General features: G+C 61.7%; 12 protein-coding genes. 5 read left to right on the top strand and 7 right to left on the bottom strand.

Annotated features, from left to right (window positions below; translation table 11 throughout):
• The first annotated feature begins 5 nt into the window (after positions 1-5).
• The 5 genes from ACIGHL_RS08095 to ACIGHL_RS08075 are packed head-to-tail and all read left to right on the top strand — an operon-like array spanning position 6 to position 10,782.
• Positions 6-878 carry an isochorismatase family protein gene (locus tag ACIGHL_RS08095; protein WP_128121460.1) on the top strand — a complete coding sequence of 291 codons (873 nt, stop codon included), beginning with the start codon at positions 6-8 and terminating at the stop codon, positions 876-878.
• Positions 875-3,970, top strand: coding sequence for a non-ribosomal peptide synthetase (locus tag ACIGHL_RS08090; protein WP_128121459.1), 3,096 nt, complete (start codon positions 875-877; stop codon positions 3,968-3,970). Before ACIGHL_RS08095 ends, ACIGHL_RS08090 begins: the two co-directional genes overlap by 4 nt.
• 12 nt (positions 3,971-3,982) lie before the next feature.
• Positions 3,983-4,741 (top strand): 2,3-dihydro-2,3-dihydroxybenzoate dehydrogenase, encoded by a 759-nt coding sequence (gene dhbA / locus ACIGHL_RS08085; protein WP_128121458.1) that lies wholly within the window; start codon positions 3,983-3,985, stop codon positions 4,739-4,741.
• 18 nt (positions 4,742-4,759) lie between these two features.
• Positions 4,760-9,337: a non-ribosomal peptide synthetase gene (locus ACIGHL_RS08080; RefSeq protein ID WP_128121457.1), complete on the top strand. Its 4,578-nt coding sequence runs from the start codon at positions 4,760-4,762 to the stop codon at positions 9,335-9,337.
• Complete coding sequence (locus tag ACIGHL_RS08075; protein WP_128121456.1) at positions 9,334-10,782, top strand: amino acid adenylation domain-containing protein; 1,449 nt, start codon at positions 9,334-9,336, stop codon at positions 10,780-10,782. Before ACIGHL_RS08080 ends, ACIGHL_RS08075 begins: the two co-directional genes overlap by 4 nt.
• A gap of 47 nt (positions 10,783-10,829) precedes the next feature.
• Here ACIGHL_RS08075 and ACIGHL_RS08070 read toward each other — a convergent pair whose 3' ends face one another.
• The 7 genes from ACIGHL_RS08070 to putA form a co-directional block, all read right to left on the bottom strand.
• Entirely contained in the window at positions 10,830-11,774 is a 945-nt protein-coding gene (locus ACIGHL_RS08070) for an ABC transporter substrate-binding protein (protein ID WP_128121455.1), read from the bottom strand.
• Positions 11,771-12,637, bottom strand: coding sequence for an ABC transporter ATP-binding protein (locus tag ACIGHL_RS08065; RefSeq protein ID WP_128121454.1), 867 nt, complete (start codon positions 12,635-12,637; stop codon positions 11,771-11,773). Before ACIGHL_RS08065 ends, ACIGHL_RS08070 begins: the two co-directional genes overlap by 4 nt.
• Positions 12,637-13,680, bottom strand: coding sequence for a FecCD family ABC transporter permease (locus ACIGHL_RS08060; RefSeq protein WP_128121453.1), 1,044 nt, complete (start codon positions 13,678-13,680; stop codon positions 12,637-12,639). The genes ACIGHL_RS08065 and ACIGHL_RS08060 overlap by 1 nt, the downstream gene beginning before the upstream one ends.
• A gap of 2 nt (positions 13,681-13,682) precedes the next feature.
• Positions 13,683-14,720, bottom strand: coding sequence for a FecCD family ABC transporter permease (locus tag ACIGHL_RS08055; RefSeq protein ID WP_128121452.1), 1,038 nt, complete (start codon positions 14,718-14,720; stop codon positions 13,683-13,685).
• A gap of 56 nt (positions 14,721-14,776) precedes the next feature.
• Positions 14,777-16,750 (bottom strand): TonB-dependent receptor domain-containing protein, encoded by a 1,974-nt coding sequence (locus ACIGHL_RS08050; protein ID WP_216706826.1) that lies wholly within the window; start codon positions 16,748-16,750, stop codon positions 14,777-14,779.
• Positions 16,751-16,806: 56 nt separating this feature from the next.
• Positions 16,807-18,021: an MFS transporter gene (locus tag ACIGHL_RS08045; protein WP_181690035.1), complete on the bottom strand. Its 1,215-nt coding sequence runs from the start codon at positions 18,019-18,021 to the stop codon at positions 16,807-16,809.
• Positions 18,022-18,310: 289 nt separating this feature from the next.
• Positions 18,311-22,258: a trifunctional transcriptional regulator/proline dehydrogenase/L-glutamate gamma-semialdehyde dehydrogenase gene (gene putA / locus ACIGHL_RS08040; RefSeq protein ID WP_128121451.1), complete on the bottom strand. Its 3,948-nt coding sequence runs from the start codon at positions 22,256-22,258 to the stop codon at positions 18,311-18,313.
• Positions 22,259-22,282: the final 24 nt, after the last annotated feature.

The following is a 22,282-nucleotide window of genomic DNA, read 5'->3' as shown; positions in this document are numbered from 1 at the left end:
GTTTCATGGCAATTCCCACCCTGACGCCATACCGCCTGCCCAGCGAATGGAGCGCGAACAAAGTGCAGTGGTCGCTCGAACCGGATCGAGCGGTCCTGCTGATTCACGACATGCAAGCGTACTTTTGTGATTTCTGGGGCAAGGACAGCGCCTTTATCGATGAACTGGTCTCGCGTCTGGCACAGGTTCGTCAGCGCTGCAAAGCACTGGGGATTCCTGTCATCTACACAGCCCAGCCGGGTGAGCAAGCGGATGCGGACAGGGCGCTGCTGACCGACATGTGGGGACCGGGAATCACGCGATATCCCGAGCGCCAAGGGATCGTCCCGGGCCTGGCGCCTGCTGACAACGACACGGTTCTGGTGAAATGGCGCTACAGCGCTTTCCAGCGTTCACCGCTGGAACACATGATGAACGAGCTCGGTCGCGACCAGCTGATCATTGGTGGCATCTACGGTCATATCGGCTGCCTGATGACGGCGTGCGATGCCTTCATGCGGGACATCCAGCCCTTCGTGCTGGCCGACGGCATCGCAGATTTCGGCGTGACCGAGCACGAGATGGCGTTGAACTACGTGGCGACGCGGTGCGGCAAGGTCGTGACATGCCGCGAAGTGCTCGAACTGGGCGCCGCCAACCGGTCATTGCCGAGTCGGGAAGAGCTTGAAGCGCGGTTGCTGTCGATGCTCGACGAGATGGATGAGCCCTTCGACCCCGACGAGAACCTCCTCGACTACGGCCTGGATTCGATTCAGATCATGACCCTGCTGAGCGAATGGCGGGAGCAGGGGCTGGAACTGAGCTTCACCGATCTGGCCAAGACCCCGACGTTGAACGGTTGGTGGGCTCTGCTCAACGAGCACGGAGGTGTCCGATGAGGCCCCTCGGGACTGCCCAGCAAGGGCTCTGGTCCGGCTACCTGCTCAACGAAGACCGCGCCATGTTCAATACCGCAGAATGCATCGCCTTCGCCGGCAAGATTCACGCGGCGACGATGATCGCCTCGGTGCAACAGGCGGTGCGGGAGTGCGAGGCGCTATCCGGAGTGTTCGTGGCCGATGAAGACGCGGTGTTCTTCACACCCTGCGAACTGCCAGTGGTCGTTCAACAGGTGCAGGTTCCGGCAGGGGCGGATGCAGAAGGTTGGGTCCGTGACTGGGCCATGCACGACATTCGCATCGCGATTGAACTCCAACGCGAGTTGCCGTGCCGTTTCGTGTTGCTGCAGGCCGAGGGGCGCGACTTTCTCTATAGCTGTGTGCATCACATCGCCCTCGATGGCTATGGCACCAACCTGCTGTACCAGCGAATCGCCGAGCTCTACGGCGCTGCGATGAGCGGTGACTCGGTGCCAGCCAGTGAGTTTGGCCGATATGAGGATGTGCTCAAGGAAGACGCCGAGCGGGACGCTCAGGGCCGTACCGCCGCTGCGCGCGGTTACTGGCTGGAAACATTGTCACGCATGCCGGAGCCTGCCAGCTTCAGTGAACGCAGTGCGCCGATATCGGCCACGTTCATCCGTCACGGCGCTCCGTTCACAGAGCCCCTGTGGCAGGCACTGAATCAGGTTGCCGAAGCGCATGGCCTCGGCTGGCCGGACCTGCTGCTGGCTGGTGTCTCGGCTCATCTCCGGCAGGTAAGCGGTGTCCGCTCCCAGGTGCTGGGTTTGATGGTGATGAATCGCATCGGCTCGGCCTCGTTCAACGTGCCGTGCATGCAGATGAACATCGCGCCTTTGTGCCTGGATCTGCCGGACGATGCCGATCTGATCGCCTGCGCCAAGGCCATCGGCAAGCTGCGTCGTAGCAGCCGCAAGCATCAGCACTACCGCTACGAATCCCTGCGCCGGGACCTGGGGCGTGTTGGCGGAGAACAGCGTCTGTTCGGCCCGCTGATCAATATCATGCCGTTCGACCGTCCGCTGACTTACGGCAACTGCCCGGCGAGAACGCTGAACCTGAGCGCCGGGCCGGTGGAGGATCTGACGCTGGAAGTGCAGATTGGCGCCGATGGCATGCCGGTACTCGACTACGACGCCAACCCGGCCTGCTACAGCCTCGACCAGGTGCGCAGCCTCCAAGAAGAACTGTTCGATCTGCTCGAATGCTGGCTGGCCGAGCCGCAGCAGCCGCGTGCCGTGCTGCTCGAAGAGCTGTTTGCAGTTCGCCGAGCCTGGCAAGTCCTCAAGACCCCTGGTCGCGCCTCCCACGTGCAACCGAGCAATGTGCTGGAGGCGATACGCCTACAGGCACAGAACAGGCCTGAGCACATCGCGCTGGTTCAGCATGAGCAGGCGATAAGTTGCGGCGAGCTGCAGGCGCGTGCCGAGATGGTTGCTGCCGCGCTTGTCGAACAGGGGATTGAGCCGGGCCAGCGCGTCGGTGTGATGCTGAGCCGTTCGCCACAAGCAATCCTTGCCCAGTTGGGGGTGCTGCTCGCTGGTGCGGTCTACGTACCGCTGGACCCAGAGCAGCCCGCCGACAGGCAACGGCTGATCTGCGAGACGGCCGAGCTGGCGCTGGTCATCACGGAGGCGGCCTACCGGCATCGGTTGGCGGACATCCATTCAGGCGCGATCCAGTTAATCGGGTTGCTGACCTCGGCTAACCGGACGTATAGCCCGCGCAGTAACGATGCAGGCTGTTATCTGATGTTCACCTCCGGTTCGACAGGTGCGCCGAAGGGCGTCGAAGTCAGCCATCGTGCATTGGCGCATTTCGCTCACGCGGCTCGGCAGCGCTACGACATTGGTTCAGCCGATCGCGTCCTGCAATTTGCGCCGTTCAACTTCGATGCGAGCATCGAGGAGGTCTTTGTCAGCTTGTCGGTGGGGGCGACATTGGTGCTGCGGACCGACGCGATGTTGCAGTCGATGGCCGCGTTTGTGGAAGGCTTGGAGCAACTGGCAATCAGCGTGGTCGACCTGCCCACCGCATTCTGGAACGAGTGGGTCGTTGCGCTACGCAGCGGTCAGGTGCAGATCCCGCCATCCTTGAAGACGGTGATCATCGGTGGCGAAGCGGTGTACCCCGAGCAGCTGCAGGCCTGGCAAGGCGTCGGGCGGCACGATGTTCGTTTGATCAACACCTACGGCCCGACCGAGACCACGGTTGTAGCGACGAGCTGCGATCTGCAAAGCCTCGAACTCAATCGCGAACGGCTGCCTATCGGTCAACCACTGGCAGGTGTCGAAGCGCTGGTACTGGAGCGAGGAAATCGGCCCGGATCGGAAGGTGAGCTGGTGCTGTTTGGTCCACAGCTCGCCAACGGTTACCTCAACAGCGACTCGCCGGCCTTTGCCCATCTACGCATTGGCGAGGAGACGATTCGGATCTATCGCACCGGTGACCGGGTGCGGCTGGTCGATGGTCAGCTGGTGTACCTCGGTCGTCTGGACAACGAGTTCAAGATCAGCGGCTATCGCATCCAGCCGGGAGAGGTCGAAGCACGGATGCTGGCACTGCCGGGTATCGACGAGGCCTGCGTGCTAGGCCTGGAGCTCAATGCCGGAGTGCGCCGGCTGGTGGCGTTTTTCGCAGGCCCGCGGGACGACGTCCGAGCGATCAAACGCGAGCTGAGCGCCGTGCTGCCAGCAGCGATGGTGCCTACCGATTGCCGTCATTTCGCCGTCTTGCCCCGTACCGGTAGCAACAAAATCGACCGTAAGCGCCTGCAGCAGGCCTATCTGCAAGGCTCGACCGAACGCGTGCTAAACGACGAGACGCAGCGACGCGTCAGCGCTATCTGGCAGCAGATCCTCGGTGTCAGTGGCATTCAGCCGGAGGACAACTTCTTCGAGCTCGGTGGGCAGTCGCTGCAGACCATCCAGATCGTCAATCGCCTTGGCGCCGAGTTCGGCACCGCCGTGAAGGTTTCGGATGTCTTCGATCACACGCAACTGGCGGACTTCTGCAGTTTTTTGGACAGCCGACTGCAACAGCGAGAAGAACTCGTAGAAATGGTTTGGTGAAGGGGCAGGCGAATGAACGATCAGATGAGTTTCAGCGGGCAGAGCGTTTGGGTGACCGGCGCCGGGCAGGGAATCGGCCGCGCCGTGGCCGAAGGCTTCGCACGGCTGGGCGCGCAGGTCATCGGTTTCGACCGCGCCTTTTCCGAAGGTAACTACGGCTTCACGACCTACCTGCTTGATGTCGGTGACGCGGCCGCGGTGCGCCATGCGTGCAGTGAGCTGCTGAGTGGACAACAGCGGGTTGATGTCTTCGCCAATGTTGCCGGCATCTTGCGGCTCGGAGCTATTGAGGATCTGAGTTCGGCTGACTGGGATGATTCGATACGGGTCAACGTGTCCGGTGCCTTTTATCTGCTGCGCGAACTGATCCCGCGTTTCAAAGCGCAGGGCAGCGGAGCGGTAGTGGCGGTGAGCAGCAATGCGACCCACGTTCCACGCATGCAAATGGCCGCGTATAGCGCATCCAAAGCTGCGCTTACCAGCCTGATCCAAACAGCGGGTTTGGAGCTGGCTGAGCACGGCGTGCGCTGCAATCTGGTATCGCCGGGCTCAACCGATACCGCCATGCAGCGTGGCATGTGGCACGGCGAGGACGCGCGGGAACGGACCATCGCTGGCTTCCCTGAGCAGTACAAGCTGGGCATTCCGCTGCGCAAGATCGCCACGCCAGAAGAGGTCGCCCGTACCGTGCTGTTCCTCGCATCGGACCTGGCGAGCCACATCACCCTGCAGGACATCGTCGTCGACGGCGGCGCCACCCTGGCGGCCTGAGACTCCGAGAGGTAGCAGATGCAAAAAAATATAATCGGCCTGCTGAAGCACTTGACTCAGCAGGGCGTGCAGCTTGCTCTCAACGATCAGCAGCAGCTGGTTTCGCTGTCGAGCAAAGAGGCTGTAACCCCCGCGCTCGGGCAGCAGATACGCGACAATCGCGACGCCATCATCGAATGCCTGAGGGCTCAACGCGCATTCGATGCGCCGATCGCGCCACAACAGCTCAGCGTCGGTCCGCTGTCGTCATCGCAGAGCGGGCTTTGGTTCATCGAGCAGTACGAACAGGAATCGCACCTGTACAACATGCCCGTCTTCTTCCGCCTGACTGGGGAGCTAGATGTGGCTGCGCTGGAGTTCGCCTTCGATGCGCTGGTCGCCCGTCACGCCAGTTTGCGCACGCGCTTCCAGCGTAGCGCCGAGGGCCGGGGCGAGCAGGAGATATTGCCGCACACCGGGTTTCATCTGGCGCGGGAAAATCTCAGCCATCTCGAACAGCAGGCACGTGAGAATCTGGTTGCGCAGCGGGTGCGCGAAGAGATCGAACGTCCATTCGATATCACCAGCGGGCAGCTGACGCGCGTCACCTTGCTAAAGCTGGGCGAGCGCGAGCACGTGCTGATGATCAACCAGCACCACATCATCTCGGATGGCTGGTCGGTGAAGAACATGTTCGCCGACCTGAAGACTGCGTTTCTCGCTTACCAGAATCGTGAGTCCCTGATTTGGGACGAGCCCACCCTGACCTACATCGACTACGCATGCTGGTTCAACTCGCGCTTATTCCGGGACTATCACGAGCAGTTCAAACCCTTCTGGGTCGAACGCCTGGCGGGTATTCCTGAGGTGCACAGCCTGCCGCTGGACAAGCCACGGCCTGCCCAACCGGCCAGCGGCGGCGAAGTGGTGTTCTCGACTATCGACAATGTGCTCTGGGATCGCTTCAAAGGGCTGTGCCAGCAACACAACACTTCCCCCTTCATCGGTCTGCATGCGCTGTTCGCGCTGCTGCTGGCACGCCATTCCGGTGAGCGCGACATTGTCGTTGGCACCCCCTTGGCCTACCGCGAGCGGGCGGATGTCGAGCCTTTGGTAGGTTTTTTCGTCAACACGCTGGTGTTGCGCACGCAGCTTCCCGAACAGCAGAGATTTGTCGAGTATTTGCGACAGTGCCGTGCTGACGATCTTCAGGCGTTCGATCACCAGCTCTATCGGTTCGAGGCCCTGAGCGAAGCGCTGGGCATGGACCGCCATACCGCGATCAATCCGATCTTTCAGATCATGCTGGTCTACCAGGCGCGGGTCGATTTCAACGACCTGATCCCCGGCTGTGACGCGGTGGAGGAGACCTCTCCGGTATTGCCTGCCAAGACCGACATTTCGGTCAAGGTCACCGAGCTGATGGATTCGGTACGGGTCGATTGGCTTTACGCCACGGCGCTGTTCGAACGCAGCAGTATCGAAGGCTATGCGAGCCGACTGCTGAACATGTTGACGGCCGTGGTCGATGCGCCAGAGCAGGACATCTGGCAGTTGCCCATGCACGATCCTTCGTTGCTGGACCAGACCGCTGAGCGCTTGTCAGTGTTGCCCGCGATCTATCCCGACGGACTGACCGCGCTTTCGCTGTTCAGCGACATGGTTCGGTTACATCCGAATCGACCCGCTCTGCGGCAGGGGGGAGGCTACGTCAGCTATGCGGAGCTAGACGCCCGTGCCAGCCGGCTTGCCAATTGGTTGCAGGCTCAGGGCTGCGCGCCAGGCGAGCTGATCGGTGTTCTTGCGCGGCGGGAAAACGCCTTTGCGGTCGCGTTGCTCGCCTGCTGGAAAGTCGGCGCGGCCTATGTCCCGCTGGACCCGAACTATCCCCAGCAGCGCCTCAGCCACATCATGCAGGACGCCAATTTGCAGCTGGTCATCGGGCAGGGCGCAGCGCCATTCGAGCTGGAGCCGGCCCAGCGTTGGGTCGATCTAGTTAACCATGAAATCCAGGCGCAGCTGGATGCCCAGTCGCCATGCGCGCCGCCACTCAAGCATGACCCGCAACGACTCGCTCAGGTGATCTACACCTCCGGATCGACCGGATTGCCGAAGGGCGTGATGATCGAACAGGGATCACTGGTCAACCTGCTACTTGATCACGGTCGCCGGCTCGATGTCGCGCCGGGTGATCGAATGTTGGACTGCATGTCCTTGTCGTTCGATGCCGGCAACATGTGTGCGCTGGTGCCATTGGTTCACGGTGCTTGTCTGCTTTGGGCCGATCCCGGTGAGGGTTTGCTGGATGAGATCGAGCGCACCGAAACCACGCACATGATTTTTGCCACAGCGCTGCTGGCGACACTGCCGGAGCGACCGTTGCCCGCGATGAAAGCGGTGGGCTTCGGCGGCGAAGCCTGCCCGCCTACGATCCCACAGCGTTGGGCATCCCAGTTCCGTCTGATTGATATGTATGGTCCGACCGAAGCCACCGTTACGGCGCTGACCAAGACGCTCGCGGCAGGCACCCGCCTGACCATCGGCCAACCTATCGAGGGCATGCAGGCGGTGATCCTGGATCGGCACGGCGCGGTGTGCCCAGTCGGTGTTCCGGGTGAGCTCTGTCTGGCGGGGCTAGGATTGGCCCGCGGTTATCTCAACCAGCCGGAGCGCACCGCTGAGGCCTTTCGTAAGCATGATTTCGCCGGGGTGAAGGTACGGATGTATCACACCGGGGACCGCGCACGGCTGCTGGCCAACGGTGAATACGAGTACCTGGGCCGTCTGGATGCGCAGATAAAACTGCGCGGCTACCGCATCGAACCGGGGGAGATCGAAGCTCAACTGCACGCCAGCTGCGCAAGCCTGCAGGAAATAAAGGTCTTGGTCGTCACTCAGGGCACACGTCAGGCGCTGGTGGCCTACGCCACGGAAACCGCTGGCGAAGCGACACCCGAGCCAGACGCAGTATTGCAGGCCGCAGCCCATCGACTGCCTGAATACATGGTGCCCCAGCGTCTGATCATCCTCGACAAGATGCCGCTTACGGCCAACGGCAAGCTGGATCAGCGGCAGTTGCCCAAGGTTGAGCTGGCCGAAGCTGAACAGCTAGTGTCGCCCGCTGGCGATCTGGAGCGACACGTGCTGGAGATCTGGCAGGCTGTGCTGGAGCAGCCGCTGGGCGTAGAAAGCGATTTCTTCCGGTTGGGCGGCGATTCGATTCTGAGCATCCAGCTGGCGACACGTCTGCGCGATGCCGGCTACCCCTGTAGCGTCAAGGAGGTGTTCGAGGCAAAGACCGTGCGCCGACTGTGCCGCGTGCTCGAAGGACCACGCGAGAACCAGGCGATCCGCGCCGAGCAAGGTCTGCTGGCTGGCGATTTCCCTCTGCAGCCCATCCAGCAATGGTTCTTTGAGCAGCCGTTCGCTCAACCCCAGCATTGGAACCAGGGTGTTGTGCTGGGGTTGCCCGCCGAGGTGAGTCAGCTCCAACTGATGGATTACATGCGCCAATTGTTGGCGCAGCACGATGCGCTGCGGCTGATCGTCATTCCCTCTGGCCAGTGTTATAGGGATTTCCTGCCGTTACCCGAGCCCGCCCAACTGGATGCCGCGGAGCTGGGCGAGTCGGGGTTACAGCATGCGCTAACCGAGCTGCAATCCCACCTCGATCCGGCCAGCGCTCGAACGCTCGCCTGGGCCGTCATCGAGAACTTGCCGAACGGCCGGCGAGGGCTGTTTATTGCGTTTCACCATCTGGTCATCGACGCGGTGTCGTGGCGCATTCTGGTTGAAGACCTGCAGCGACTGGCCCGCGGCGATGGGTTGCTGGACAAGACCAGCAGCTATCGCCATTGGGGCGAGGGTCTCGCTGCCTATGCGCAGCGTGCTGAAGCGCAGCTGCCGTACTGGCGTGAGCAGGTCGGTGCGATGGGCCAGGCATTTACCAATCAAACCGTTCCCCAAGAATGGTCATCCAGCGAGCGATCCGAGCCGCAACTGTTGCAGCTGGATGAAGTCACCACTCGGCAACTGATTCAGATGACGACCAGACGATTGCAGGTCGACGTCCGCGAATTGCTGTTGGCTGCGCTGACCCGGTCGCTGGTGGAGCTGGGGCTCGGCGAGCAGCAGTTGATCATGCTGGAAGGTCACGGCCGCGAACCGATTGATGCCGGGTTGGATGTCAGCCGCACGGTTGGCTGGTTCACCAGCATGTTCCCGGTCAGGGTGCATAACCAGGCGGACTGGCCGACGCTGGTTCAGCACGCTGCCGAGCAGTTGCGCCAGGTGCCGGACAAGGGCATTGGCTATCTGCCGCTGCGCAGCAATCCGGCGCATCGTGACAGTCTTCCGCTGCCCGCCGTCGCGCTGAATTACCTCGGCAATTACCAGAGCGGAGCAGGGGACTGGCAGCCATTGCCGTTGCCGCCGGGCAACCCGAGCGGTGCTGGAAACCTGTCTGCAGAACTGATCAGCCTGCATGGAGGCGTGTTTGGCGGCCTGCTGACCTTGCGGCAGATCGGCAGCCTGCGCTCGGACTTCGGTGCCCGCTTTTTGCAGTCGTTGCGAACTAATTTGCAAACCCTGGCTGCACTTGGCGGAGAGCTGCAATGACGTCACTGAACCTACAGCTCGCCCAGGTTTTCGCCCGTCACGCCGAGCGCTCAGCGCTAGGGTGCCTCGGCGCCAGTTTCAGCTACGCCGAGTTGCAAGCACGCGTCGCGGCCATCGTGTTGCAACTGCGCGCAGACGGATTGACTGCAGGTGATCGCGTCGGGCTGCATCTCTCCCGTGGACCGGACCTGATCGCGGCGCTGCTCGCTTGCCTGCATGAAGGGCTTTGTTTCGTACCACTGGAGCCGGAGTTTCCGCTTGACCGGCTGCAGGGCATCGCCGACGACGCATGCCTGCACCGCATCATTCAGGATGAGCAGCCGTCGCGCTCGCTGGCACCTTCGCTGCGCTTGAGACCCGGTCTTGCAGCGATGCCCAAGCCGCTGGTGCTCGATGACCAGCTGCCTGCGTACATGATGTTTACGTCCGGCTCTACCGGAAAACCCAAGGGCGTCGTGATTGGCCGGGCTGCCTTAAGCAACTTCCTCGACGCCGCGGCCCGGCGTGTCGGGATCGGGTCGGACACACGTTGGCTGTTCACCACAACGCCGGCCTTCGACATCTCCCTGCTGGAGATGCTCGGGCCACTGTGGGTAGGCGGCTATGTCGAAGTGGTCTGCGCGCCGGCTCACAAAGACCCGGTGGCGCTGCTGCAGTTGCTCGACAGCCGGCCGGACCTGAACACCCTGCAGGCCACGCCTGCATTCTGGCGAATGCTGCTCAAAGCGGGATGGCAAGGGCGTGAAGGTCTGACCGCGCTCTGTGGTGGTGAAGCTCTGGACGCTACGCTGGCGGCACGGCTCAGCGAGTCGGTAGGGCAACTTTGGAACTGCTATGGCCCCACTGAGGCAACCGTCTGGTCGATGATGGCGCAGGTCGGGCAGCCGTTGGCGGACCAAGGTGTGCGGCTCAAGCAGTCACTCGACGGCTACCAACATTGGGTTCTCGACGATAACGGTAATGACATCGGGCCGGGCGGCGAGGGCGAACTGTGCATCGAAGGGGTATCGCTGGCACAGGGTTACTGGCAACGCAGCGATCTGAGCGAGCAAGCCTTCATCAGCTGGCAAGGGCGGCGTCTGTACCGCACCGGGGATCGGGTTCGCCGCATCGGCGACGACGAATTCCAATACCTTGGACGCCGTGACGATCAGATCAAGTTGCGCGGTTTTCGAATCGAACTGGGCGAAATCGAAGCCAACCTGCGGCGCATCGAAGGGGTGCAGGATGCTGCGGTGCGGTTGCTGGGTGAAGGCGACGAGGCCTGCCTGGTCGGTTATGTGGAGACAGGAGGAGAAGCTGCGCCCGGTCGGGTTCAGATCCGCCGAGCACTGCATCTGAGCCTGCCGCACTATATGGTTCCGAGTCGTATCGTGCTGCTGGACTCGCTGCCGAAGACACCGAGTGGCAAGATCGACCGCAAGCGGCTGCCAGAGCCGGTCTGATCGAGTGCGCTAGCCCGTGGCCAGGGCGGCCACGGGACATATCTAAGCTAGTTTTTCGCGACCGGCTCAGCGTCTGTTTTGCTGACGATGGATTCCACATCTTCGATCACTTGCAGGGCAGCCATCGGCCCACCCAGCGAGGTCCACAGCGATCCATCGACGGCGGCGAAACGCTTGGCCTGGATAGCCGAGAGCTGGCGGAACGCCGGTGTTTCTTCAGCCTGGCTAAGCGCCTCGACGGCTTCGCCGCTGGTGGCCAGAGTCCCGATCACCAGCCAGTCCGCATCCAGCAGTTCAAGGGATTCAAGGCTCAGCGCCATGGAATGAGTGTGGCCTGGGTCCTGCTGGTGAGCCGGGCGGACCAGGCCGACGTCTTCCACCACAGTGCTGGAGAACGCGTCCTTGAACATGTAGGACGGGCCCTTCGGGTTCCAGCGAACGATACTGAACGTCTCGCCTTGATGGTCTTTCAGACGCTCACGCGCCTCGGCTGCACGCGCTTCGTAGCGGTCCATAAAAGCCTTGGCTTCAGCATCCTTGTTCAGGACATGCGCCGTTCGCTGCATGCTGGACTGCCAAGGTTCGGCCCACTTGAAGGTCACGACCGTAGGCGCGATCTCGTTGAGTATCGCCAACTGCTCTGGCTTTACCGGGCCGGTGAGGATCAGATCCGGTTCCAGCTCAAGCAGTGTTTCCAGGTTGGGGTTGTCCAGATCGCCAACGACCTTGATGCCTGACGGCACCTTGCCTTCCAGGTAACGCGGCGGTGCAGCTTGGCCGCGACCGTTGACGGTGCCGATCGGTGTTACGCCCAGTGTCAGCGCCGTATCCAGATCGATCTCGTTTAGCGTGACAACGCGCTCAGGCGTGGCCGGAACGGTGACGGTGTTGCCGAACGCATCTTCCACCTGACGGGTGGCGGCGTGCGCACTGAGTGTCATCAGCCCCGCTATAAGTGCGATGGTGAGGTGCCAGGGAGTTCGTTTGATCATTGGGTCGTGTCCTTTTGAGCGGGTTCGGGCACCGCTGGGGTGCGGGTGGCTGATGGCGCAGAGGCGGGAAGCACAGACGCTACGAGCGAACGGCGACGCGGCACGATTACCGGAGCGCCGTCACCGGGCGCCGGCAGGATGTCCACCTCGGTCTGGTAAAGGCGGTCAACCAGCGCTTTGGTCATTACTTCGCGCGCAGGCCCCATGGCTTGAATCTGCCCATCGGCGAGGGCGATCAGTTCGTCGCAATAGCGCGCGGCGATGCCCAGGTCATGGATGACGATCAGCACCGTGCGGCCTTCGGCTGCGATCCGGTGCACCGCTTCCATGACTTCGGCCTGATGGCCGATATCCAGCGCGCTGGTGGGCTCGTCGAGCAGGATCAGATCGGTGTTCTGCGCCAGGATCATGGCCAGCCACGCTCGCTGCGCCTGCCCGCCAGAGAGCGAAGAGGCCTGGCGATGCCAGATAGCGTCAAGCTGCATGGCCGCGCGAGCGCGGGAGACCTGGCGCGCATCCTCGTCGCTCCACTGATTGAACCACCCCTGATGCGGATGCCGACCGTATTGCACCAGCTGTTCGACGAGTATTCCTTCGGCCATCACCGGGCGCTGGGGGAGAAACGCCAGCTGACGGGCCAGACTTTTCATCGAGTAACGAGGCAGCGACTGCCCGTGGACGTGAATTTCGCCACGTTGCAAGGGCAGCTGACGCGCCAATAGCTTGAGCAAGGTCGATTTACCGCTGCCGTTGGGGCCGACGATGCCAATCAGCCGGCCTTTGGGCAGCGAGAAAGTGAGGTCGTCCAGGACCACCTTGTCCTGATAGGCGAAATGAAGGTGTTCGACGCTCAGTACCGTCATCAGTCAGCCCCTCGTCTGTCCTTGAGTAGCAATGCCAGCAGCAGAATGCCGCCGAGTAGCCGTGTCATGATGCCGGTGGGGATCTCTTCCGGCTGCGCCAGCACCCGCACCAGCGTGTCGCTGCCCAACAGCAGGACCGCTCCGCAAAGAGCCGATAGCCAAATCGGGGCAAGGTTATCGCGCGCCAGCCAGGACGCCAGGATCGGTGCGGCCATGGCGATGAATACGACCGGCCCGCCAATCGCCGTGCCCAACGAGGCCACCAGAATGGCCAGGCCCAGCACGCCGAGCTGTACCAGCGGTACGCGGATGCCCAGGTTCTGCGCAGTGGCATCGCCAAAGCGCAACAAGGCCAGGGGGCGGTTGACCAAGGCCATCAGCGGACACAGCGCCAGCAGGACCAGGGCGATCGGATTGACAGTCTGGTAGCTGACCCCAGCGAAGTGACCCATGGTCCAGAGATAGAGACTGCCCAGGTGCACCAGCGGCTGCGTCGACATGGCGAAGTCGCCGATCGCGCCGAGCAGCTCCGACAGCGCAATACCGATGACGATGAACAGATAGCCTTGCTCTCCGGGGCGGCGGCACAGGGTGAACAGCGCTACCGCGGCCAATATCGCGCCCAGGGGAGAGGCCCACCAGGGCCAGCTACCCAACGTCAGGTAAAGGGAAAAACCGACAACCGCCAGCGAGGCGCCTTCGTTCACGCCGATCATGTCTGGCGTCGCCAGGCGGTTGCGCACCAGCGTCTGGATCAGGCAGCCGGCCATGCCCATGGCGAAGCCGGCAACAATGGCCGCAGCGACCCGCGGCATGCGGATTTTAAAGACCATGATTTCATGCAGCTTGCTGCCATTGCCGAGCAGGGCGGCGAGCACGTCTCGCATGCCCATCTGGCCGGACCCCAAGCTGATTGCCAGTGTGGCCAATACGGCAAGCAGCAGCGTGAGCAGGCCGCACATCAGCCAGTTGCGCCGATGCAGCAGCAGGCTCAGGCTGCCCATGCGCAGCGTCCACAGGCCGCTGGGAGTGGTGGATGCCATGCTTACCTCACCGCCAGCAGAGATCGAAAGCCACCGCGCAAGACGATAGCGATCAGCGCCGGCGCGCCGAGTGCGGCCAGCAAGGTGCCGACCGGCAGCTCGAAGGGTTGCAACAGCCAGCGCGCCAGCACGTCAGCCGCCAGCAGGAACAACATGCCGAACAGCGTCGAGAACAGCAGCTGTCGGAGCAGTGCCACCGGTTCGATCAATCGAGCACAGTAGGCTGCCAGAAAGCCCACGAAACCGACGGGCCCGGCCAGGGAGATGGCGCAGGCCGTCAGCAATGTCGAGGCGACCAGGACGCCCAGTCGCACCCAGGTGGTATGGATGCCCAGCGCCCGCGCCTGGCTGTCACCCATTTGCATCAGGGTCAGTTGCCGACACAGCAGCCCGGCGAGCGCCAGGCCCAGCAGCGCGACGGGCGTGACGGTGCCCACCGCGTCGAGCCGGGTGGCCGAGAGGGAGCCCAGGTTCCAGAACCGAAATTGCTCCAAGGCCACACGTGTCGACAGCAACATGAAATTCGACAGACCGCCGAATATTGCAGCCAGCGCGACGCCGGCGAGGATGAGTTTCAGCGGGCTGGCCTGGCCCAGCATCAAGCCGATGCCGAGCACCACGAGGTTGCCCAGCAGGGCGCCGGCACCGGACCAGAGCAGATAGCCCCGTGTCGATTCGACGCCGTAGAAAATGAGACCGATGACCAGCCCCAGCACTGCGCCGGCATTGACGCCGAGCAAGCCGGGTTCGGCCAGCGGATTACGTGTTGCGCTTTGCAGCAGCGAGGCGGCGATGGCAAGACTTCCGCCAACAACGAGCGCTGCCAGCGTACGAGGCAAACGCAGTGTCTCTACCACCATGACCAGTTTTTCATCCGCCACGGCGAGTTGGTTTCCGAGAAGATAGTGCAGCACTTCGACCGCGCCGTAGACACCGGCGCCGGTGCTCATCGAGAGCGCCAGCAAGCCCAGCAGAAGCGCGCCGCCAGTGATGAGGACCGCTTGCTGGTAGCCGGGGAAGGTCGAATCAATTCGTGTCATTGGTCTCGAGCAAGCTCCTGAAACCCGGCAGCTAGGCTGCCGGGTAATGGCGGGTATCAGATGTCGTAGCTGAAGCCAACGAAAACAGTACGGCCCATGAGGATGTTATCGACTGACTGGGCGACATCGTCGCGCTTCTCGTTGGTCAGGTTGTTCATTCCGGCGTTGAGTGCGAGTTGAGGAGTAGCCTGGTAGCGACTACCAAGATTCAACACATGGAATGCCCCGCTTTCCTGGGCTCCGCCGGCTGGCGTAGACAGCCATTGGCTCCCGACATACTGGTAATCCAGGTTTAGCGCGAGCGCCGGTACAGCTCGCCAATCGAGCCCGACGTTAGCTATGTGCTGCGGGGTATTGTTTAGCGGGGCATCTGCCTCGCGATCCTCGGCATCTGAATAGGTGTAGTTGGCACGCAGGCCGAGTGTTTCGTCGAAAGCATACCGGCCTAAAAGCTCATAACCGCGCACACGCGCCGTGCTTATATTGCTGTAGGTCATCAGGGTTGGGCGGTATCCCGCACGCCACCGGTCGCTGACAATCATGTCATCGATTTCTGTCTGGAAGAGTGTGACGCCCGCTTCGAAACCGCCGTTTTGGTATAGCGTTCCCAGCTCGTAGCTGATGGCTGTCTCGGGCTTTAGCTGCGCGTTGCCCTTGACGCGGCAGAAACCTTGGCATGCTGCGACGCTGTAGGTCTCATCAGACTGATAAATCGCAGGCGCCTTGAAAGACTTGCCGACCCCGCCCTTGATGACCCAGTTGTCGGTTAGGTTATAGACACCGTATGCGCGCGGACTGAACTCGCTACCGAACGCCTCGTGATGGTCCCAGCGTCCTCCGAGCGTCACGTCTAAATTACCCAGAGAAAACTCGTCCTGAAGAAAGACTGCATACTGATCTACGTTGGTCTCTGTTCCGAGGTTCTGGTTGTGGCTGAACTCGGTTCGACGGCGCTCGGCGCCAACAGTCAACAGCTGGCCGGCAACGATTCCACTTAACTGACCATCGACCGTATGATTCTGCTGTTCCGCCTGACCGACCACGTTACCGTTGAATCGGGTCATCAGTTCGGATCCATCGGTTAGTTCGACATCTTCATAGTAGTAGCGCAGTCGGCTGTTGATGCCGTCCCAGCGACCGCTGTGTGCGAGTCCAAAACTGGTGCGCTCCATTTCTTGATCGTTTTGAACCACGCCGTAACGCAGGCCGGGATACCAGTTTGCAACGCGATCATCCTGCCGGTGGGTGATATCGACGTCTATGGTTTGCCGCTCGTCAAGCAACCAGCTTAGCGAGCCGTAAATACTTCCGGCCTGGCGGTGCTCTGCAGCATCTGCATCTGAAGAAACGGTCTGGTCAGAGCGCCAAGCAGCTTGGTCGACGCCTTCAACAATCAAGTTACCTAAGAGCTTGTCTTCGATCAGCGCGCCGCTTATGTAACCGCTGGCCTTGTGGCTGTCGCCTGAGTCGCCCACGGTTGGCGCCTCATAGGTATAGGCGATTCCAGCCCTGGTTTGGTTGCTGGGTTGCAGCAGGATAACGTTCACCACGCCCCCGATCGCATCGGCGCCGTAAAGCGAAGACATCGGCCCGCGGATTACTTCGATGCGATCAATTGCCGCAATTGGGATCGACGACAAGTCAAAATCATTCGCGTACTCAGAGGTCAACACATCGCGTGAGTTGATCCGGCGGCCGTTGACAAGAAGTAACGTGTAGTCCGCATCCAGACCACGCAATTTGATTTCTTTACGTCCGTAGGTTGAGGAGGGGTTAATTTGCACACCAGGCAGGTACTTCACTGCATCGGCCAGGTTGTAAACCGGTCTCTGCTCAAGCTCTTCACGGGTCACCACCGACACGCTGGCCGGCGCGCTGAGCTCGCTGTGTGCCGTCTGGGTGGCGGTGATGACTTGTTGCTCCAGAGCAACAGGCTCGGCCGCGAGTGCGGCAAGCGGCATAAGGCTGGCCAGCATGGTCAGGGATAGGTGACGGGGACGGCTGATACCCCGGTTTAGTGCGATTGACATAGCATGCTCCGTTGCTGCTCGAGGGTCGAAAGGACTGATCACGTATCCGCGACGGGTTAGCCCGCCTGTTGTTTGGTTGAGGTGAGGCACATGTCGCGCTGTCTGATGCCATGAAGCAGATAAAGCACGCCGAGACCCGCCACGACGCCCGCTACGGCATAGAAGGCGGCTAGGTGTTCGAAGCCGATCACCTGGTGTTGAGGGCCTTCGCTCAGATAGCGCGCTGAAAACAAACTGCCGAGTCCGGCTGCGACATTCGAAACCGTTCCTTGAAACGCCATGAATGCTGCGCGTTGGTGAGCATGGGGAACGCCGGCGGCAATGGTCATGGTGCTGTTGGTACGCACGGCACTCAGCGCCATGAACAGCGTGAAGATGACGTAGAGGGAGATGCCCACCGGGGCGGCGAACCCAAGCAAGGTCACCAGCGAGAGGCAGCCGCTGCTGACAAGCACCACTGTTACAGCGCTGCCGCGATCGATCCAGGCGCCGCCGATCCGCATGGCCGCAAGGCTGGCGACGCCGCCGAGCAGATACAGCAGACCCAAATGCGAGCGCGGAAAGTCCAGGTTGAATTCAAAGTAAGTGGCGAAATGGGGCACCAGTAAAAAGTGCCCAAACATCTGCAATGACGTGATGCCGAGTGCGACCAGGCAGAGGCGCGAACCCAACAGTGATCGGATCGAGGCTTTTGGCCGTTCCACGACCGCAGGCTTGGGCAGCAACAACTGGCACAGCAGCGCGAGCAGCAGCCCCGTCCCGCCCAGCAGGAAAAAAGGCGCCGTCCAGTTCCAGCGAATCGAACATTCCAAAGCCAGCGGAATGATCAGAATTGCCGCGAGTGAAAAGCCCATCCCGACATAGGCAAGCTGGCGGCCGCGCTCCGCAGGCGGTATCAGGTCGAGCATGGTGGCCATCAGAATCGCGCCCATCGGACCCGCCACCAGGCCGGACAGCACGAAGATTGCAATCAGCTGGTTGGGTCCGGTCGCCCAGGCACAGCTCAGCAGCAGGGCAAATCGCAGGACGAGGAGGGTGACCAGCGCGCGCTTGCGGTCGAAACGATCGAGCCACGGTGCACTGGCGAACCCACTTAGCGCGGCAGCCAAGGTTGCGCCGCCGCTGATGTAGCCAACGTGGCTGGCCTCCATGCCGAGCTCGCGCACAAGGTCCGGCCCCAGCGGCATGACCATCATCAGGCTGCCAATGGACAGCATGTTGATCAGCATCGCTAGGTGAACAGAGATCCTCGTCTGGACGGCAACTTTCATTGGATTGCGGCACGCTCGGTTTGGCAGGCGGCTGCATCCTAAGTCAAGCTGAAAGCTATATCAAACACAAATCGTTCGCATTAGCATAATCGAGCGTTGCCGGTAGTCGCTTTCAGATTCAACAAGGAACATAAGCAACGCGCCCGAACAGCAGCCCATAGATGGCAATCCGTTGAAGTTGCTGCGGCCTATTCTGGGGCGTAGTGGGCGGGTCGGGCCGACCAGCAAATTGAGACCCAACGAGCGACAGAGTGTGATCCGCACGGTTTGAAGCTGACAACCAGTTCGGTCAGCCGATGGTCATCAGACTCGCATTGCCGCCTGCCGCAGCGGTATTGATGCTTAACGCTCGCTCGATTAACAGCCGCTCCAGAGGGATGTCGGTATCGCCGCTGGCCATTCCCTGCACACCGACAATCGGACCGCTGCGTTGCGATAGCCGCTGGCTGACGTCGAGCAGCTGGTCGGGTCCGCCGTGGTACAGCACGACATCGAAACGCGTCGCGTCGCTGGTCCAGTCCGAGGTCAAGGTGGTTCTGGCTTGGACCGCCTGAGGAAGCGAGGCGTGAAGCGCTTGCGCCGGAGGAACATCAGGTAGCACGGCCTCGCTGCCAACGGCCAGTACCGCTGCCAGCTGGATCATCAGGTCACCTTCATTGTCTGCCAGACACAGCACATGCTCGCGCGGCAGCAGGCTGTAGCTGTTGCGCTCACCGGTGGGGCCGTTGAGCAAGCGTGTGGTTCCGCTCTGAGATTGACTGGCGTAACGGTCATACAGCTCCGCAAGCGATTCCCGGCCGGTTGTCCGGGCCCAGTCCTGGAATTGCCTGGCGGCATCGGCCTGGGCGGGGGCGCGACGCACCTCGGGTAGCGTCTGCGTACCGCCGAAATTCAGTGCGCGCAACAGCGCGTCGTGTGGCCGCTCCGATAGCAGGCGATACAGATACAGCGGGCCGCCAGCCTTGGGTCCGGTACCGGAAAGGCCTTCACCGCCGAACGGCTGCACCCCTACTACTGCGCCAACAATGTTGCGATTGACGTAGAGGTTGCCGACCTTGGCACGGTCGATCACCTTGGCGATGGTTTCATCAATGCGGGTATGCACGCCCAAGGTCAATCCATAGCCCGCCGCGTTGATCTGGTCCAGCAGTTGGTCCATCTCCGTGCGGCGATAGCGCAATACGTGCAGCACCGGGCCGAAGACTTCCTGCTGCAGCTCATCAAGACGTTCGAGTTCAATCAGCGTGGGCGTCACGAAGGTGCCATGGGCGCATTCCTTCTCGTCGACACGCGCCAGCTGATGCACGCGACGCCCCTTGTCGCGCATGGCCTGCAGGTGGCGCTCGATGGTGTCGCGCGCTTCGCTATCGATGACCGGGCCTACATCCACTGACAGGCGCTGCGGATTACCCATGCGTGCTTCGGCCATGGCGCCCTTGAGCATGCCGATGACGCGTTCAGCGACATCTTCCTGTATGCAGAACACCCGCAGGGCGGAGCAGCGTTGACCGGCACTGTCGAAGGCCGACGCCATCACATCCATGACGACTTGTTCGGCCAACGCCGAGGAGTCAACGATCATCGCGTTCTGACCGCCGGTTTCGGCGATCAACGGAATGCTACGTCCACGTTCGTCCAGGCGTCCGGCGATGCTGCGTTGCAAGATCGAGGCGACAGCTGTGGAGCCGGTAAACATCACGCCGCGGATACGTTCGTCAGCGACCAGCTGAGCACCGACGGTTTCGCCGCGCCCTGGCAGCAGTTGTACGGCGCCCTTGGGAATGCCAGCTTCCTGCAAGATCTGCACGCCCAGCATGGCTATCAAGGGTGTTTGCTCCGCCGGCTTGGCCAGTACGGTATTGCCGGCGCCCAGCGCGGCGCAGATCTGGCCAGTGAAGATCGCAAGCGGGAAATTCCACGGGCTGATGCAGACCACCGGGCCGAGTGGTACATGGGTGTCGTTGTGGAAGTTGTCGCGCACTTCGGCGCCGTAGAAACGCAGGAAATCGACGGCTTCGCGCACTTCCGCAATGGCGTTGGCGTAGGACTTACCTGCTTCGCGGATAAGTACGCCCAGCAGCTGTTGCATGCGCTGTTCCATTAAGTCCGCGGCCTTTGCTAATGCAGCTGCGCGCTCTGCGGGCGGGGTGCTCCTCCAGGCGCTGGCGCTGTCGAGGGCGCAGCGCAGGGCATTGTCGACATCCGCTTCGGTGGCTTCCTGCACGTGACCTACCACATCCCGATGATCAGCTGGGTTGAGCACGGGCGCGGCGGGATTCGTCGAAACGGGGTCACAGCCAAGTAGTGGAGCAGCAGTCAGGCGTTGGCGTGCGCCAGCAAGCAAGGCGGACGAAAGCGAGGCCAGCCGTTGCTCGTTGGACAGATCAAGGCCGCAGGCGTTGAGCCGACCGGGCCCATACAGGTGCTGGGGCAACGGAATCCGAGGGTGCGGCAGGCCGAGTGTGCCTTCCGAGGCGAACATCAGTTCAACCGTCGTCACCGGGTCTGCGACAAGCTCTTCGAGCGAGATGCTCTTGTCTGCGATGCGGTTGACGAAGGAGGTATTGGCGCCGTTTTCCAGCAGCCGGCGGACCAAATAGGCCAACAGGGTTTCGTGGCTGCCAACGGGTGCATAGATGCGGCAAGGGCGGTTGAGACGTCCGTCCTCCTTGCCCACGACCTGCTCGTAAAGCGGCTCGCCCATGCCGTGCAGGCACTGAAATTCATATTGACCGGGGTAGTAGTTCTGCCCGGCCAGGTGATAAACCGCGGCCAGGGTATGCGCATTGTGTGTGGCGAATTGCGGATAGATGGCTTCGGGCGTGGCAAGCAGCTTGCGCGCGCAAGCAATGAACGACACGTCCGTATAGGCCTTGCGCGTATAGACCGGATAGCCCTCAAGGCCATTGAGCTGCGCCAGCTTGATCTCGCTGTCCCAGTAAGCGCCCTTGACCAGGCGGATCATCAGCCGATGGTGGCTGCGCTTGGCCAGGTCTATCAGGAAATCCACGGTGTAGGGGCAGCGCTTCTGGTAAGCCTGGATGACGAAACCGATGCCGTTCCAGTCGGCCAATGACGGCTCGAAGCAAAGCCGTTCGAGTAGTTCCAGGGACAACTCGAGGCGATCCGCTTCCTCGGCATCGATGTTGATGCCAATGTCATAGCGCCGCGCCAGTTCAGTCAGTGACACCAGGACAGGGTAGAGCTCATCCATCACCCGGTCGTACTGTGCACGGCTGTAGCGCGGGTGTAGAGCCGACAGTTTGATCGATATACCTGGGCCCTCGTATATGCCACGACCGCGCGAAGCCATGCCGATGGAATGGATCGCCTGTTCGTACGAGGCCAGATAGCGCCGGGCATCTGCGGCGGTGAGCGCAGCTTCGCCAAGCATGTCGTAGGAATACCTGAACCCTTTGGCTTCCATGGTTTGGGCATTGGTCAGCGCTTCGTTGATGGTTTCGCCGGTGACGAACTGCTCGCCCATCAACCGCATCGCCATATCCACGCCCTTGCGGATGAGCGGCTCGCCACCTTTGCCGATCAGGCGGTTCAGTGATGATGAAAGGCTGGTTTCGTTATGCGTGGCCACCAGCCGGCCGGTGAGCATCAAACCCCAGGTGGCGGCGTTTACGAACACCGACTGGCTGTTGCCCAGGTGCGGTTGCCAGTTGCCGGTGCTGATCTTGTCGCGGATCAACGCATCCCGAGTGCCCCTGTCCGGCACTCTCAGCAAGGCCTCAGCCAGGCACATCAAGGCGACGCCTTCTTGGGATGACAATGAGAATTCCTGTAGCAACCCCTGCACCAGACCTTGCCGTCCACCGGCGCTTTTCTGGTTGCGTAGCTTCTCGGCGATGCGTAGCGCAAGTCGGTGGGTCGCTTCGGCCTTTTCCGGCGACAGCCGCGCCTGCTCCAACAGCATCGGCAACGCCTCCGGCTCAGGGCGGCGATAGGCAGCGGTGATGGCTGCGCGGAGCACCGACTGCGGCAGAATGCTCTGTGCAAACTCGATAAACGGCTGGCTGTCAGGTGCGAGATTGGCCGTTTGACCCTCGCCGATGCGCGACACCTCCTCAGTCTCGGGCTGACTCGTGACGCGTTCGACCTCCTCGAGGTAGCGGAGCAGTGCCTGCTCGACCAACCACTGTGGCGGGCGCTCGATCCGTCTGGCTGCGTCCTCGAGCCGATCGCGAGTTGCCTCGTCGAGCGTGATGCCGAGTGTACTGGTGACCATGTGGCTGTCCTCCGTGGTGAGGTA

This window comes from Pseudomonas sp. NPDC077451 (genome assembly GCF_044543345.1).
In the GTDB taxonomy this organism is placed as follows: Bacteria; Pseudomonadota; Gammaproteobacteria; order Pseudomonadales; family Pseudomonadaceae; genus Stutzerimonas.
Note: the sequence above shows the minus strand (reverse complement) of the source record. Positions and strands in the feature narration are given on the sequence as shown.